Here is a 15,123-nt window from a genome sequence, read left to right on the forward strand (position 1 = left end):
TCTGGGAGTCGTCAATTGAGATCATAAGTTAAATTTCGTCTTCGTAAATCGCGGATGCATCTTGCTGTACCGGCGTCAATGCGCCTTCCGCAATTTCTTCAAGCGCTTTTCCAACCGCTTTATGGGATGTGTAGGCATCCAGTTTTTCATCTCCATGTTCGTGCAATTGGCGGGCTCTCTTGGAAGCCAAAGCGACCAAAGAGTATTTCGAATCGATGCGGCTTTTCAGTTTATCAACGGATGGGTATAACATCAGGCATTCTCCTTTAGCATATCTAAGTATCTTTTCTCGACGCGTTCCCGCTTGCAATGCTCCGCGATGATGATGGCATTGATACGGTCGCATGCATTTTCGACTTCATCGTTCTCGACGACGTAATCGTACAAGTTCATCATCTCAAGTTCTTTCCTGGCGGCGTGGATGCGGGAAGCGATCACTTCGTCCGATTCCGTGCCGCGGCCGACCAAGCGCTCTTCGAGTTCCGAGAGGCTGGGGGGCGCAAGGAAGATGAACAAGCCATCCGGCACCTTATCGCGCACTTGCGCTGCCCCTTGCACTTCAATCTCCAGGAACACATCACGCCCGGCATCACGCATTTTATTGACGTATTCGAGCGGCGTGCCGTAATAATTGCCGACATACTCGGCATATTCGAGCAATTGCCCTTGGTCGATCAGTTCTTCAAATTCATGACGGGTCTTGAAGAAATAATCGACTTCGTCCACTTCCCCTTCGCGCGGTGCGCGCGTCGTCATGGAAATGGAATATTCATAATTCGTATCCGGCTGTTGGAACAGCTCTTTTCGCACCGTGCCTTTGCCGACCCCCGAAGGCCCGGACAGCACGATGAGCAGTCCGCGTTGTTTTCTCATTTTATCCCTCGCTTGCCTCATCATCATTTTCTTCAATCCGCGCTAGTGCCGTCTCGACCGACAAAGCGGAAATGACCACATGATCGCTATCCATGATAAAGATCGACTTGGTCTTCTTGCCGCCTGTCGCATCGACGAGCAAGCCTTTGCTGCGCGCTTCCTGTATTAGGCGTTTGGAAGGCGCCGAGTCCGGCTGGATCATCGAGACGATGCGGTCCACTGATACCGCATTGCCCGACCCGATGGATATGAACTTCGGCTTTCTCTTCATCTTCCCCACCGCCATCAATGCTCGAGTTATATGTTCGCGCTTAAAACTAACTGTCTTATTATATCATATTCTTCCGTGAAAATGATAAGATGGAACAAAACGATTTGAAAGAGGGATTTTTCATGGCATTTGATGGATTATTTACGAAAGCGATGACGAGCGAATTGCAACAGCTCATCACCGGAAGGATTTCAAAAGTTCATCAGCCTAATCAGCTCGAACTGCTCCTGCATATACGCGCACAAGGAAAAAACCATAAATTGCTCATCTCGATCCACCCGTCCTATTCGCGGATTCATTTGACCAACACGACAAACGTCAATCCATCGGAACCGCCGATGTTCTGCATGCTGCTCCGGAAGCATATTGAAGGCGGTGTCATCACAGGTCTCGAGCAACACGGTTCCGACCGGCTGATCATCTTGCGCATCCGCGCACGCAATGATATCGGCGACGAGATCGAACGCGAGCTCCATGTCGAAATGATGGGCCGGCATTCGAATATCATTTTAGTCGACGCCGAACGCGACATGATTCTCGACAGCCTCAAGCATTTGCCGCCGAGCGTCAACTCCTACCGGACGATTTTGCCGGGCCAGGATTATATGTTCCCGCCGTCCCAAGATAAACAGGATCCATTTGCGGCGGATGCAGACTTCAGCGGGCTCACCGACAAGGAAATCGTCTCCCGGTTTGCCGGCTTTTCCCCGTTGACGGCGAAAGAGCTGAACTACCGGCTCGAACAGGATCCAGAAAGCGCAGCTGCCTTTTTGCAGGATTTCAATGCTCCGGAACCGACCGGCTATTACGTCGAACAGCAAGGAAAAAGCTATTTTTCCGCGACTGAATTGACGCATCTCGGACAGGACAATATGCACTTTGACAACTTGTCAGAAATGCTCGACCGGATTTATTATGCGAAAGCCGAGCGCGACCGCGTCAAGCAACAGGCAGGCGATTTGGAGCGCTGGCTGCAGAACGAAATTTCCAAACTGAAACTGAAGCTGAAAAAACTCCAGAAAGAACAGGACCAAGCACAAAAACGCGATCAATTGCAATTGAACGGCGAATTGATCATGGCCAACCTGCACACCATCAAGAAGGGAATGAAACAGGCGGAAGTCGTCAATTATTATAATGAAGAAACTGTGACCATTCCGCTCGATCCGCGCAAGACGCCGATCGAGAATTCCCAGAAATATTACTCACGTTACCAAAAAGCCAAAACGGCGGTCGTCAAAACGCTCGAGCAAATCGAAAAGACGGAAGAAGACATCCGTTACTTCGAATTGCTCATGCAGCAAGTGCAACAGGCAGGGCTGTCTGACATCGAAGAGATCCGCGAAGAATTGTCGGAACAAGGTTATATGAAAGCCCAGAAATCGAAGAAAAAGAAAAAGCCGCAAAAACCGAATGTCGAGCATTATGTATCGAGTGCCGGCATCCCGATATCAGTTGGCAAGAACAATAAACAGAATGATTACGTGACATTCAAAGTCGCAGCGAAATCCGATACGTGGCTGCACACGAAAGACATTCCGGGCTCGCATGTCATCATCCACTCGCAAGACCCGGATGAAGAAACCATCCTGGAAGCTGCCAGCATCGCTGCTTATTTCAGCAAAGCACGTGAATCGGCCTCGGTCCCGGTCGACTACACGGAAGTCCGCCAAGTGAAAAAACCGAGCGGCGCCAAACCCGGTTTCGTAATTTATTTTGAGCAGAAAACCGTTTATGTCACTCCGGACGAAGATTTAGTATTGAAATTGAAAAAGTGATTCCCCCCTGCCCATGCCAGCTTAGCGTTGGCATGGGCCTTTTACCCATGTCTGTTTACATAATAATATTATATGAACACTTCATGCCGATAAAGCATTGCCTCGAGCCATGGTTAATGCTATCTTTTTATAGGACATAATATAAGGAGGCTTTACATTGATTACTTTCACGAAACGCACATACATAACTGCTGCTTTGGCCAGCACGGCAGCACTGGCACTTTCAGCATGCGGGGACGAAAATGCGGAGACCGAACAGCCATCGGAGTGGGACCGCATCCAGGAAGAAGGCGTCTTGACTGTCGGCACCTCGGGAACATTGCTCGCCACTTCGTTCCGAGATGAGGAAAGCGGCGAATTAACCGGATTTGAAGTGGAAGTCGTACGCGAACTCGGCGAACGGCTCGGCCTTGATATCGAATTCCGCGAACTCGGGTTCGATGAGATGTTGACGAGCGTCAGCACGGGACAACTCGACATGGCAGCGAACGATATCGAAGTGACCGATGAAATGACCGATCAATTCCTGTTCTCAACGCCGATCAAGTATTCGTACGGTACAGCCGTCGTCCGGAAAGATGACCTGTCCGGCATCGAATCACTGGAAGACTTGGAAGGCAAAAAAGCGGCCGGCGTCTCGACATCGGTCTATATGCAAATCGCCCGCGACTACGGGGCGGAAGAAGTGACGTATGACAACGCGACAAACGAAGTCTATTTGCGCGACGTCTCGATCGGCCGGACCGATGTCATCTTGAACGATTATTATTTATCGACTTTCGGGGTGGCGGCATTCCCGGAACTCAACATCACGATCCATCCGGACATTAAATATTTGCCGTCCGAAGTCGGCCTGGTCGTCAACAAGGACCATGAAGAATTGCTCGAACAAGTAAATGGCACACTTGAGGAAATGCTTTCGGATGGCACCATCAGTGATATTTCGGCTGAATTCTTCGGCGGTGCCGATGTCTCCATCGAACCGGACATCGAAGAGGAAAACTAAAGGAGGCCCATTTTTATGAGCGATATCGAATGGGGGTTGTTATTCGATCCTGAGCTTGCGATCAATTCCTTGCCATATGTGCTCGAAGGCATTTGGCTGACGCTATTGATTTCCATGGGCAGCATGCTCGGCGGCCTCGTCATCGGCTTTTTCCTCGCGCTCGCGAGGACTTCGAAACTGCCGTTGCTTCATTTGCCGGCACGGCTTTATATTTCCTTCATGCGCGGGGTGCCGATTCTTGTCATCTTGTTCTTGCTGTATTTTGCACTCCCTGTCATCGGCGTTGAGTTCACCGCCTTACAGGCTGCACTCATCGGCTTCACCATCAACAGCGCTGCCTATATCGCGGAAGTGTTCCGCTCGGCCCTGGCGTCCGTCGATAAAGGGCAATGGGAATCGTCCACCGCACTCGGCCTCACCTATTGGCAGACGATGCGCAGGATCATCCTGCCGCAATCGGTGCGCATTGCGGTGCCGCCTTTATCGAATGTCTACTTGGACCTGATCAAGGCCTCCTCGCTCGCTGCGATGATCACGGTGCCGGAAATTTTCCAGAAAGCGCGCATTGTCGGCGCGCGGGAATACGACCTGCTGACATTGCTCATCCTGGTCGCACTCATCTACTGGGCCATCTGCACAGTCATGACCGTGCTGCAGAACTACCTGGAAAAACGCTACGCGGAATACCTTTAAACCTTAAAAACCGCACCGGAACTTTATCCGGTGCGGTTTTGTTATTCGAAGGCTTCGTCTTCCATGTACATGACTTCCCATAAATGGCCGTCGGGGTCATAAAAGCTCCAGGAGTACATGAACTTGTTGTCCATTGGCTCATTAGCGGAACTGCCGCCTGCTGCCAGTGCCCTCTCCACCCATTCATCGACTTCCTTGCGGTTTGAAGCGGATAGGGCAATGATAGACTCGGCGCTATTCGACGTATCGGCAATGTCCTTGTGGGTAAAGCTTTTGAAAAAATCCTCCACCAATAGCATCGCGTACATATTCGGGCCGATGATCATGCACGTGGCGTTATTGTCTGTCATCCGCTCATCAAAATCAAACCCCATCTCCCCGAAAAACTTCATCGATCTCTCCAAGTCCTTAACCGGCAAATTAACGAAAATCTGGTTCGCTTGAATAGTCATATCTTCGCTTCCCTTCTTTTTCGTTTATCGTTCACTTTTCTATTCGTGGCATGGAATGAAATTCCTGCCTAGCGTTTCAGTTTCTCCAACCCTCTTGCATAAAAACCGGCCATCTCTTCTTCGGGCACGAGCGCCCCGCCAGTCAGCCAGACGATATGTGCCGCTTTTTCCGGATCAATTGAATGCTCTTCCGCATAGTTTGTCGCTGCCATCATGAAGGGCCCGGCAAAACCGGCTGCTGCGGAAGGTTCGATCTGGATCCCTTCACTATCTTTCAGCATGGCGAGCAGCGGGAACAATTCATTGTCCTCGACCGTCGCAATACCCGATATCAATTGTTCGGAACTCGCCGAGGCAAAACTTGACGCCCTGCCGACGGCGAGCCCGTCCGCTTCCGTCCTATTGTCGATGCCGATGTCCTGGACACAAATCCCGTTCTTCAAGCCTGTCATAAGCCCGAGCAGGACCGCTGGCGCATGTGTCGGCTCGATAAACACCGGATGTACGTAATCGCCGAACATGTAACGCAAACCGAATGCCATGCCACCCGGCGCCCTGCCGACACCGCATGGCAAATAGACGAACAGCGGATGTTCTTTATCCACTGCCACTCCCATATGTTCCAGTTGATGTTTCAATCGGAGCGCAGCCACGCTATAGCCAAGAAACAAGTCACGGGATTTTTCATCATCGACAAAATAACCGTTCGGCAGACGGAGCGTTTCTTCGCGCCCTGCTGTTACCGCTTCACTGAAATCCCCGCTGAACTCAACGACACGGACCCCTTTTTTCCGCAGCAATTCCTTCTTCCATTCTTTCGCGTCCGCTGACATATAGACAGAGACTTTGAATCCTAGTTCAGCGCTGATGATGCCGATGCTTAAGCCCAGGTTCCCGGTCGAGCCGACACCGATGGCATAGTTTCCGAAGTACTTTTTAGCTTCATCCGTCGCAAACCATTCATAGGAATCTCCAGGTGCAAGAAGCCCTTCTTTCAGCGCCAGCGTTTCCGCATGGCGCAGCACTTCAAAGAATCCGCCGCGAGCTTTCACCGACCCCGCAACAGGCAGCTCATTGTCACATTTAATGAATAATTTCCCAGGCAGGTGCTCGCCGTAATATGACTCCAATTGCGTTTGCATATTTCCTGCTTCCCGCAATTCCGACTCGATAATGCCTTCAGTCCCTTCCGTTTCAGGAAACACTGCCCTCAAATAAGGGGCAAAGCGCTGCCATAATCGTTCGGCCTCCTCCAAGTCTTCAAAACTGACCGGCAAGCCTTGGACGTGTTCCATCTCCCTGCGCTTCGGGTTGAGCCAAACGAGCGGCTGCAACTTGAGTAAATTGGCCATCTGCGGATATTCCTCCATCCAATTACCGATTTCCTGTTTGGTAAGTCCCATGCCTACCGCCTCCTTGTCGTTTGTTATACCATACCCTATTCACTTACTTTATTTCCCTTTATGGCTAAAAAAACCTTCCCCCATCCTGTCGATGGGGGAAGGTTTTCTTATGAAATCAATGTACCAGCTTTCAGTTTTTCATGCCAATCGCTAAGCATAGGCAAATCTTCTGCCGCGATCGAACCGCTTTCTTTTGCTTGTTCAACCAATGCCGGAAAATCCGTCAGTGTGTGGAAAGTGAATCCGGCTTCGTGTATCGCCTGTTCTGCTTGGGGCAACCCGTAAGTGAAAATCGCGGCGATACCGGCCACTTCAAAGCCGGCTTCTTGCAGCGCTTGCGCTGCCTGCAGCACCGACCCGCCTTTGGAGATCAAGTCTTCGATGACCACGGCTTTTTGGCCGGGCTCGATTTTACCTTCGATCAAATTCGATTGCCCATGCCCTTTCGGTTTCGAACGCACATAAACCATCGGCAGATCGAGGCGTTCCGCCACCCATGCAGCATGCGGGATACCCGCTGTCGCGGTTCCCGCTATCACTTGTGCATCCGGATATTCGCGGCGGATCGTTTCCGCCAGCCCATCGGCGATCGCCTTGCGGACTTTTGGATAGGACATCGTCAGCCGGTTGTCGCAGTAAATCGGCGATTTGACGCCGGATGCCCAGGTGAATGGATCGTTCGGGCGCAATTCAACTGCGTCGATGGATAATAGCTGTTGTGCGATTTGCTTTTTCATGAATGACCGCTCCATTCTCCGTTGATGTAATCGTAACTTTTTTGGGGGTTTTCCGAGCGGGTGATGGCTCTCCCGACGACGATATGCGTCGAACCCTGCATTTTTGCGTCGTAAGGAGTAGCGATGCGCTTCTGGTCGTGTGATTCAGAAGAAGCCGGGCGGATGCCGGGCGTCACGCGGAGGAAATCCTCCCCGCATGCATTCCCGATCGCTTCCGCTTCATGCACCGAACAGACAACGCCATCAAGCCCGGCCTGTTTCGCAAGTTTCGCGTAATGCAAAACCGACTCTTTTAAACTCACAGAGATCAATTGCTCTTGTTGCATTTGCTCTTCGCTCGTCGAAGTCAATTGCGTCACCGCAATCAATTTCGTCCCGCTGCCGGCAAGCCCCCGTTTCGCAGCTTCCATCATCGCAAGGCCGCCTGCTGCGTGGACATTGACCATATCGACGCCGAGCTCTGCGATGCGGCGCATGGCGGATTCGACGGTATTCGGTATATCGTGCAATTTCAAGTCCAGGAAAATGTCATGGCCATAGCGGTTCAATGCATGGACGAGTTCTGGCCCTTCCTGATAGAACAATTCCATTCCGACTTTCAGAAACAATGGTTCCGCAAACTCCGACAAGAATTCTTCCACATCGAGCTTCGACGGGAAGTCGAGCGCGATGATTGGTTTGGTAGTCATAAGCGGTGGCTCCTTCCAGTGAGTTCTTGTACAGATTCGTAACCCAGTTCGTGCAAACGTTCCGGCAGTTTATCGATCAGTTCCGGACAGACGAACGGATTGACGAAATTCGCCGTACCGACTGCGACAGCATTCGCTCCCGCTGACAAAAAGTCGATGACATCGTCCACTTCCGCTACGCCGCCCATGCCGATGATCGGCAAGTCGGTGTGACGCCGCACTTCATACACCATGCGCAGGGCGACCGGTTTGATCGCGGGCCCTGATAGGCCGCCTGTAAGGTTGGCGATGACCGGGCGGCCTGTTTTCGGGTCAAGCCGCATGCCAAGCAGCGTATTGATCATCGTGATCCCATCCGCCCCGCCTTCTTCGACCGCTTTGGCGAGTTCGACGACATCGGTGACGTTCGGCGATAATTTCACGTAAACCGGCACGTCCGAGACATCTTTCACCATGCGCGTCAATTCTTTTGCCACATATGGGTCCGTCCCGAAAGTGATGCCGCCTTGCTTGACGTTCGGGCAGGAAATATTCAATTCCAGCGCATGCACATTCGGCGCTTTGGAAATGGTTCTTGCCACTTCGACGTAATCCTCTGCGAGCGATCCCGCCACATTGGCGATGATCGGCACATCGAATTGATCGAGCCACGGAAGTTCTTCACCGACCACTTTTTCAAGTCCTGGGTTTTGCAACCCGATGGCATTGAGCATGCCGGATGAAGTTTCCGCCACGCGCGGTGTCGGGTTGCCGAGTCGCATCTCGGCAGTCGTCGCCTTGATCATGATCGAGCCGAGTTTCGACAAATCATAGAGCTGGGCGTATTCTTTCCCGAACCCGAAGCAGCCGGATGCCGGCATGATCGGGTTTTTCAAGTCAAGGCCAGGCAATTTTACGCTTAGATCCGTCATGAAATCACCACCCCTGCTGGAAATACAGGGCCATCGGAACATACTTTGATGTAATCCGTTTCGCTTCTCGTCGTCCGGCAGACGCACGCAAAGCATGCGCCGATGCCACAGCCCATGCGCTGTTCATAGGACAAAAACCCTTTTTTCTCCGGGTATGCCCATTGCACCGCTTCGAGCATCGGCGTCGGGCCGCAAGAATAATACGTGTCAAAATCATTCGGCAAACCATTTAAGATATGGGTCACGAAGCCTTCCGTCCCATGCGAACCGTCGACTGTGGCAATATGCGTATCGCCGAGAGCGCAGAATTTATCTTCATAAAACACCGCTTCGCTGCTTTCAAACCCGAGAATATGGACGGTCTCCACGCCTCTTGCATTCAATTGCCGTGCCAGTTCGTAAAGCGGCGGCACGCCAATCCCCCCTCCGATCAAATAGGCTTTTTTTCCGGCTTCATCAACCGGGAAACCGTGGCCAAGCGGCCCCAGCACATCCAATGTGTCGCGTTCTGTCTTCTGGGACAATAAGCTCGTGCCGCGCCCTTCCGAACGGTAGATCATCGTGAAGCTCGATGCGTCCTTATCGATTTTCGCCACGGAAATCGGCCGGCGCAGGAGCGGTTCAAAACTGTCCGCCACGCGCACATGGACAAATTGTCCTGGTTCGTTCATTTCCTGCACTAAAGAACCTGATACGGTCAGTTCGAAAATATTCTTGGCGATTTCGGATTGGGAGATAATTTCCATTTTCTCCTGTTTGATCATACACCTGCCCCCATTTCCTCTGCCTGGAATGTCATTGATTCGATGACTCTGAGCATCGCTTCTGCCGTGTCGAGTGAAGTCAAGCACGGTACACCGTTTTCGACCGATTCCCGGCGGATGCGGAACCCGTCGCGCTCCGGCTGCTTGCCTTTGGTCAAGGTGTTGATGACGATCTGTGCGTCGCCGTTTTGGATGACATCCAGCAACGTGCGGCCTTCCGCCCCGATTTTCCCCACTTCAGCCACGGCAATGCCTGCGGCTTCAAAAGCTTGAGCCGTCCCGCCAGTTGCCATGATCTGGTATCCGATATCCCGGAAGCGTTTCGCAAGCCCAACCGCTTCTTCTTTATCTTTATCGGAAACGGTCAGAAGCACAGTACCATGGTCTTTCACTTCCATGCCAGCTGCCGCTAATCCTTTATAGAGCGCTTTTTCAAGCGTGACGTCTTTGCCCATCACTTCCCCGGTCGATTTCATTTCCGGCCCGAGCGTGATGTCGACGCGGCGCAGTTTTGCGAATGAGAACACCGGCACTTTGACATACACCCCATTTTTCAACGGTGCAAGCCCTGGCGTATACCCTTGATCGATGATGCTTTGCCCCAAAATCGCTTTTGTGGCGATATTCGCCATCGGGATGCCGGTGATCTTGCTGAGGAACGGCACCGTGCGGCTTGAACGCGGGTTGACTTCGATGACAAACACTTCGCCTTTCGAGATGACGTACTGGATATTCAGCAAGCCGACAATCTTCAAGCCTTTGGCAAGCCGTGTCGTGTAATCGGTCAACGTCGCGATTTGCTGCTGCGAAATATTTTGCGGCGGATAGACGGCAATCGAATCTCCTGAGTGTACGCCTGCCCGTTCGATATGTTCCATGATGCCCGGAATCAAGACATTGTCCCCGTCGCAGATCGCATCGACTTCGATTTCTTCCCCTGTCAAGTAACGGTCGACCAATACCGGATGTTCTGGGCTAGCTTCGACTGCATGTTCCATATAATGGATCAAGTCGCTTTCGTTATAGACGATTTCCATCGCACGGCCCCCGAGTACATAAGATGGGCGGACCAGTACCGGATAGCCGATGTCGGAAGCAATGACGATCGCCTCTTCAGTCGACACCGCTGTTTTGCCGAGCGGCTGCGGGATGCCGATTGCATGGAGCGCCGCTTCGAATTTGTTGCGGTTTTCCGCTCTGTCGATGTCTTCAAGCGTCGTGCCGAGGATCTTCACGCCGTTTTCCTCGAGCTTATCGGCCAAGTTGATCGCTGTCTGCCCGCCGAATTGCACGACGACGCCTTTCGGCTGTTCGAGGTCGATGATGTGCATGACGTCTTCAATGGTCAAAGGCTCAAAATAGAGCTTGTCGGAAATGGAGAAATCAGTCGACACCGTCTCCGGGTTGTTGTTGATGATGATTGCCTCGTAGCCGGCTTCTTTGATCGCCCAGACGGAATGGACCGTTGCGTAATCGAATTCGACGCCCTGTCCGATGCGGATCGGGCCGGATCCAAGCACGATGACGCTTTCTTTGTCGGTGCGGATCGATTCGTTTTCGTCCTCGTAGCTGGCGTAGAAATAAGGCGTTTCCGATTCGAATTCCGCAGCGCATGTATCGACCATTTTATAGACCGGCATCAAGCCTTGTGCTTTACGCCATTCATAGACTTTTGCCTCTTCGGTTGACCATAGTTTGGCGATCGTTCTGTCGGCAAAGCCCATGCGTTTGGCTTTTCTCATAGTCTCATAATCAAATGGGTGTTGCTGCAACACTTTTTCAAAGCGCACGATCTTATCGAACTTCTCCAGGAAGAACAAATCGATTTGGCTCCAGTCATGGATCGTTTCGATCGTCACGCCGCGGCGAAGCGCTTCACCGATGAAGAACAACCTTTCGTCGCCTGCTTTACGTATGCGTTTTTCGATCCATTCATCGCTCATGTCCGTGCCGTTTTTCAGCTCCAAATGGAATTGGCCGGTTTCCAGTGAACGGACCGCTTTCAGCATCGATTCCTCAAACGTCCGGCCCATTGCCATGACTTCGCCTGTCGCTTTCATTTGCGTGCCGAGGTTGCGTTTGGCCGCTTCGAATTTATCGAACGGCCAGCGTGGGATTTTCGATACGACATAGTCAAGTGCAGGCTCGAATGCGGCGTAAGTACGGCCCGTCACGGGGTTCATCATTTCGCCGAGCGTCAAGCCGACCGCGATTTTCGCCGCCAGTTTCGCGATGGGGTAGCCGGTCGCCTTCGATGCCAGCGCAGACGAACGGCTGACACGCGGGTTCACTTCGATGATGTAGTAATCGAAGCTATACGGATCAAGTGCGAGCTGTACGTTGCAGCCGCCTTCGATCTTCAATGCGCGGATGATTTTCAGCGACACATTGCGGAGCATTTGGTATTCACGGTCCGATAAGGTCTGGCTCGGTGCCACGACGATCGAATCTCCGGTATGGATGCCGACCGGATCGATGTTTTCCATATTACAGACGACGATGGCGGTATCTTCCGCATCGCGCATCACTTCGTACTCGATTTCCTTGAATCCGGCGATCGATTTTTCCAGCAAGCATTGCGTCACCGGGCTGTACTTCAATCCTGATGCGACGATTTCATGCAATTGCTCATCATTATGGCAGATGCCGCCGCCCGTTCCGCCGAGCGTGAACGCAGGACGGACGATGACCGGATAGCCGATGCGTTCGACGAAACGCTTTGCCTCTTCCATATTGTGGATGATATCGGATTCCGGTACCGGTTCCCCTAGTTCGTTCATCAAGCTGCGGAACAAGTCCCGGTCTTCCGCTTTATGGATCGCTTCCAGCTTGGTTCCCAAGATCTCAACACCCAATTCATCCAATATCCCTGATTCGTCCAGCTCAATTGCCATATTGAGCCCTGTCTGTCCGCCAAGTGTCGCAAGCAGTGCATCCGGCCGTTCCTTGCGCAAGATTCGGCTGACGAATTCCAAAGTGATCGGCTCGATATATACTTTATCGGCGATTTCAGTATCGGTCATGATGGTCGCCGGATTCGAGTTGATCAAAATGACTCGGTATCCTTCTTCTTTCAAGGCGAGGCAGGCTTGTGTGCCCGCATAGTCGAATTCTGCTGCTTGGCCGATGACGATCGGGCCGGAACCAATTACGAGGATGCTTTTGATATCTTGTCTTTTAGGCATGTTGTTGCTCCTTCCGCTGTGCGTTCATCATTTCCAAAAATCGGTCGAATAGGTAATTCGAGTCTTCCGGCCCTGGAGAGGATTCCGGATGGTATTGCACGGTGAAAGCCGGGTAATCGAGATGTGCCAGCCCTTCGTTCGTTCCATCATTGAGTGCTGTATGTGTCACTTTCAATCGCGTGCCTTGCAAGGTTTCTTCATCGACTGCATAGCCGTGGTTTTGTGAGGTGATTTCGATTTTTCCGGTGACAAGATCACGCACGGGGTGATTGCCGCCGCGGTGGCCGAACTTCAGCTTGAATGTCTCGGCGCCGCACGCCCTTGCGAATAGTTGATGGCCGAGGCAAATCCCGAAAATCGGCACTTGGCCCAGCAATTCCCCGACAACGTCCACACATTCCGGCACGTTTTTCGGGTCTCCCGGCCCGTTTGACAGCATGACGCCGTCCGGGCCCCAGGCGAGGATTTCCTGCGCGCTCGTATTATGCGGCACGACGATGACGTCGCATTTGCGTTTGTTCAGTTCGCGCAAAATCCCGTGCTTCATGCCGTAATCGATCAAGACGACGCGCTTGCCGCGGCCCGGGCTTGGATATGGGCGTGTGATCGATACTTGCGCCACTTGATTAGTTGGCAAAGGGGTTTCTTTCAGTTTCTCGACCACTTGTGCCACATCCGGTTCTTCCCCAGCGGCAGTCAAGATGCCTTTGATCGATCCGTTAACGCGGATCAGCCGCGTCAGCTTCCGCGTATCGATTCCGGCGATACCAGGGATGCCTTTTTTCTCGAGCAATTCGCTCAAGCTCATCGTGCTTCTGAAATTCGACGGGAAATCCGCCGCTTCCCGGACGACCATGCCTTTGACGGCTGGATCGATCGATTCGAAATCGTCGCTATTGATGCCGTAATTGCCTTGCAGCGGGTACGTCATCGTGACGATCTGCCCGCAATACGATGGATCGGAGAGGATTTCCTGATAGCCGGTCATGCTCGTGTTAAACACTACTTCCCCGAATGATGCCGACTCTGCACCGAATGCTTCCCCCGTGAATACTGTTCCGTCTTCTAAGATCAAATAACGTTTCATCAGTTTTCCTCCTGCCATACGATGTCACCGCTGAAGATGGTCATGACCGGCCAGCCGGTGCAAGTTTGTCCGCCGAATGGCGTATTCGTTCCTTTTGAAAGGAAATCTTCCGTGCGGATTTCCTGCTGTTTCTCCAAATCGAGCAGCACTAAATCGGCTGCTTGCCCTGCCTCGAGCGTCCCGTAAGGAAGGCCGAACACATCCGCCGGTTTTTTCGTCAGCCAGCCGATCAACTGAGCGAGTGTCCATTTGCCGCTTTGGACAAATTCCGTATAAAGCAATGGGAATGCCGTTTCGAATCCGACGATGCCGAACGGCGCTTTTTCCATGCCGTTCGCTTTTTCTTCTGCAGCATGCGGGGCGTGATCGGTCGCGATGAAATCGAGCGTGCCGTCGAGCAGCCCTTCGTGTAGCGCTTCGTAATCTTCTTTCGCGCGAAGCGGCGGGTTCATTTTATAGTTCGCGTCATCGCCCGGGATGTCCTCTTCCGTCAGCAATAGATGGTGAGGCGTCACTTCCGCCGTGACGCGGACGCCTGCGCGTTTGGCGTCGCGGATGACGCGCACCGACTCTTTCGTGCTGACGTGGCAGACATGGTAATGGGCGCCTGCCGCTTCAGCGAGCAGGATGTCGCGCGCGATATGGACCGATTCCGCAACAGACGGGATTCCCGGAAGCCCAAGTTCTCGGCTTCGTTTGCCGTCGTGCATGACCCCGCCATAAATCAAGCTATTGTCTTCGCAATGCGCGACGACAGCCATATCAAGCCCAGCCGCTTCCTTCATCGTCTCGAGCATCATCCCGGCTTCTTGGATGCCTACGCCGTCATCTGTAAAGGCGAACGCACCGTGTTCTTTCAGTTCTTTTAGATTGGTCCGTTCTTTGCCCGCTTCGCGGATCGTGATGGACGCATACGGCAAAACCCGGATGAGCGCATTTTTTTCGATCAAGCTGTTGACGAGATCGAGATTTTCTTTCGTGTCCGGTACCGGCCGTGTATTCGGCATGGCGCAGATGGTTGTATAGCCGCCGCGCGCCGCTGACTTCGTGCCGCTTTGGATCGTTTCTTTTTTCTCTCCCCCCGGTTCACGCAAATGGACATGGACGTCCACAAATCCTGGTGCGATCATCCGGCCTTTGCCGTCGATTTCCGTTTCTCCTTGCGCCCGCAAATCATTGCCTATTTCCTCGATGCGGCCATCGTTGATGCGGATGTTCGTTTCCTCCAATTGTTCCCCATTCAACATTTTTACGTTCTTAATGAATAATCCCAT

At 52.4% G+C, this 15,123-nt stretch carries 15 protein-coding genes; 3 read left to right on the plus strand and 12 right to left on the minus strand.

What is annotated here, in order from left to right; all coding sequences use genetic code 11:
* Window positions 1–28: 28 nt before the first annotated feature.
* From rpoZ to BBI15_RS10035, 3 genes are read right to left on the minus strand one after another with little or no spacing between them, the layout of a single operon-like run.
* A complete protein-coding gene (gene rpoZ / locus BBI15_RS10025; protein WP_068869429.1) occupies window positions 29–253 on the minus strand; it encodes a DNA-directed RNA polymerase subunit omega in 225 nt (74 codons plus the stop codon).
* On the minus strand, window positions 253–873 hold the full coding sequence (gene gmk, locus BBI15_RS10030) for a guanylate kinase (RefSeq protein WP_068869430.1): 621 nt from the start codon (window positions 871–873) through the stop codon (window positions 253–255). The genes rpoZ and gmk overlap by 1 nt, the downstream gene beginning before the upstream one ends.
* A 1-nt stretch (window position 874) precedes the next feature.
* Window positions 875–1,144, minus strand: coding sequence for an extracellular matrix/biofilm biosynthesis regulator RemA family protein (locus BBI15_RS10035; protein WP_068869431.1), 270 nt, complete (start codon window positions 1,142–1,144; stop codon window positions 875–877).
* Window positions 1,145–1,266: 122 nt separating this feature from the next.
* On the opposite strand from BBI15_RS10035, the gene BBI15_RS10040 reads away from it, so the two are divergent.
* From BBI15_RS10040 to BBI15_RS10050, 3 genes are all read left to right on the plus strand, one after another.
* Complete coding sequence (locus BBI15_RS10040; protein WP_068869432.1) at window positions 1,267–2,922, plus strand: Rqc2 family fibronectin-binding protein; 1,656 nt, start codon at window positions 1,267–1,269, stop codon at window positions 2,920–2,922.
* Window positions 2,923–3,079: 157 nt separating this feature from the next.
* Complete coding sequence (locus BBI15_RS10045) at window positions 3,080–3,928, plus strand: transporter substrate-binding domain-containing protein (protein ID WP_084632823.1); 849 nt, start codon at window positions 3,080–3,082, stop codon at window positions 3,926–3,928.
* A gap of 15 nt (window positions 3,929–3,943) precedes the next feature.
* On the plus strand, window positions 3,944–4,621 hold the full coding sequence (locus BBI15_RS10050) for an amino acid ABC transporter permease (RefSeq protein ID WP_068869433.1): 678 nt from the start codon (window positions 3,944–3,946) through the stop codon (window positions 4,619–4,621).
* A 41-nt stretch (window positions 4,622–4,662) separates the two neighbouring features.
* Here BBI15_RS10050 and BBI15_RS10055 read toward each other — a convergent pair whose 3' ends face one another.
* The 9 genes from BBI15_RS10055 to BBI15_RS10095 form a co-directional block, all read right to left on the minus strand.
* Window positions 4,663–5,073 (minus strand): VOC family protein, encoded by a 411-nt coding sequence (locus BBI15_RS10055; RefSeq protein ID WP_068869434.1) that lies wholly within the window; start codon window positions 5,071–5,073, stop codon window positions 4,663–4,665.
* Window positions 5,074–5,141: 68 nt separating this feature from the next.
* Complete coding sequence (locus BBI15_RS10060) at window positions 5,142–6,476, minus strand: D-serine ammonia-lyase (protein WP_068869435.1); 1,335 nt, start codon at window positions 6,474–6,476, stop codon at window positions 5,142–5,144.
* Window positions 6,477–6,583: 107 nt separating this feature from the next.
* On the minus strand, window positions 6,584–7,213 hold the full coding sequence (pyrE, locus tag BBI15_RS10065; RefSeq protein ID WP_068869436.1) for an orotate phosphoribosyltransferase: 630 nt from the start codon (window positions 7,211–7,213) through the stop codon (window positions 6,584–6,586).
* A complete protein-coding gene (pyrF, locus tag BBI15_RS10070; RefSeq protein ID WP_068869437.1) occupies window positions 7,210–7,902 on the minus strand; it encodes an orotidine-5'-phosphate decarboxylase in 693 nt (230 codons plus the stop codon). The genes pyrE and pyrF overlap by 4 nt, the downstream gene beginning before the upstream one ends.
* Window positions 7,899–8,813, minus strand: a complete 915-nt coding sequence (locus tag BBI15_RS10075) for a dihydroorotate dehydrogenase (RefSeq protein WP_068869438.1) — start codon at window positions 8,811–8,813, stop codon at window positions 7,899–7,901. Before BBI15_RS10075 ends, pyrF begins: the two co-directional genes overlap by 4 nt.
* Entirely contained in the window at window positions 8,810–9,577 is a 768-nt protein-coding gene (locus tag BBI15_RS10080) for a dihydroorotate dehydrogenase electron transfer subunit (protein WP_068869439.1), read from the minus strand. The genes BBI15_RS10075 and BBI15_RS10080 overlap by 4 nt, the downstream gene beginning before the upstream one ends.
* Window positions 9,574–12,762, minus strand: a complete 3,189-nt coding sequence (gene carB / locus BBI15_RS10085) for a carbamoyl-phosphate synthase large subunit (RefSeq protein WP_068869440.1) — start codon at window positions 12,760–12,762, stop codon at window positions 9,574–9,576. Before carB ends, BBI15_RS10080 begins: the two co-directional genes overlap by 4 nt.
* Window positions 12,755–13,849 (minus strand): carbamoyl phosphate synthase small subunit, encoded by a 1,095-nt coding sequence (locus BBI15_RS10090; protein WP_068869441.1) that lies wholly within the window; start codon window positions 13,847–13,849, stop codon window positions 12,755–12,757. Before BBI15_RS10090 ends, carB begins: the two co-directional genes overlap by 8 nt.
* Window positions 13,849–15,123, minus strand: coding sequence for a dihydroorotase (locus BBI15_RS10095; protein WP_068869442.1), 1,275 nt, complete (start codon window positions 15,121–15,123; stop codon window positions 13,849–13,851). Before BBI15_RS10095 ends, BBI15_RS10090 begins: the two co-directional genes overlap by 1 nt.

The sequence above is a fragment of the Planococcus plakortidis genome (assembly GCF_001687605.2).
GTDB classification, from domain to species: domain Bacteria; phylum Bacillota; class Bacilli; order Bacillales_A; family Planococcaceae; genus Planococcus; species Planococcus plakortidis.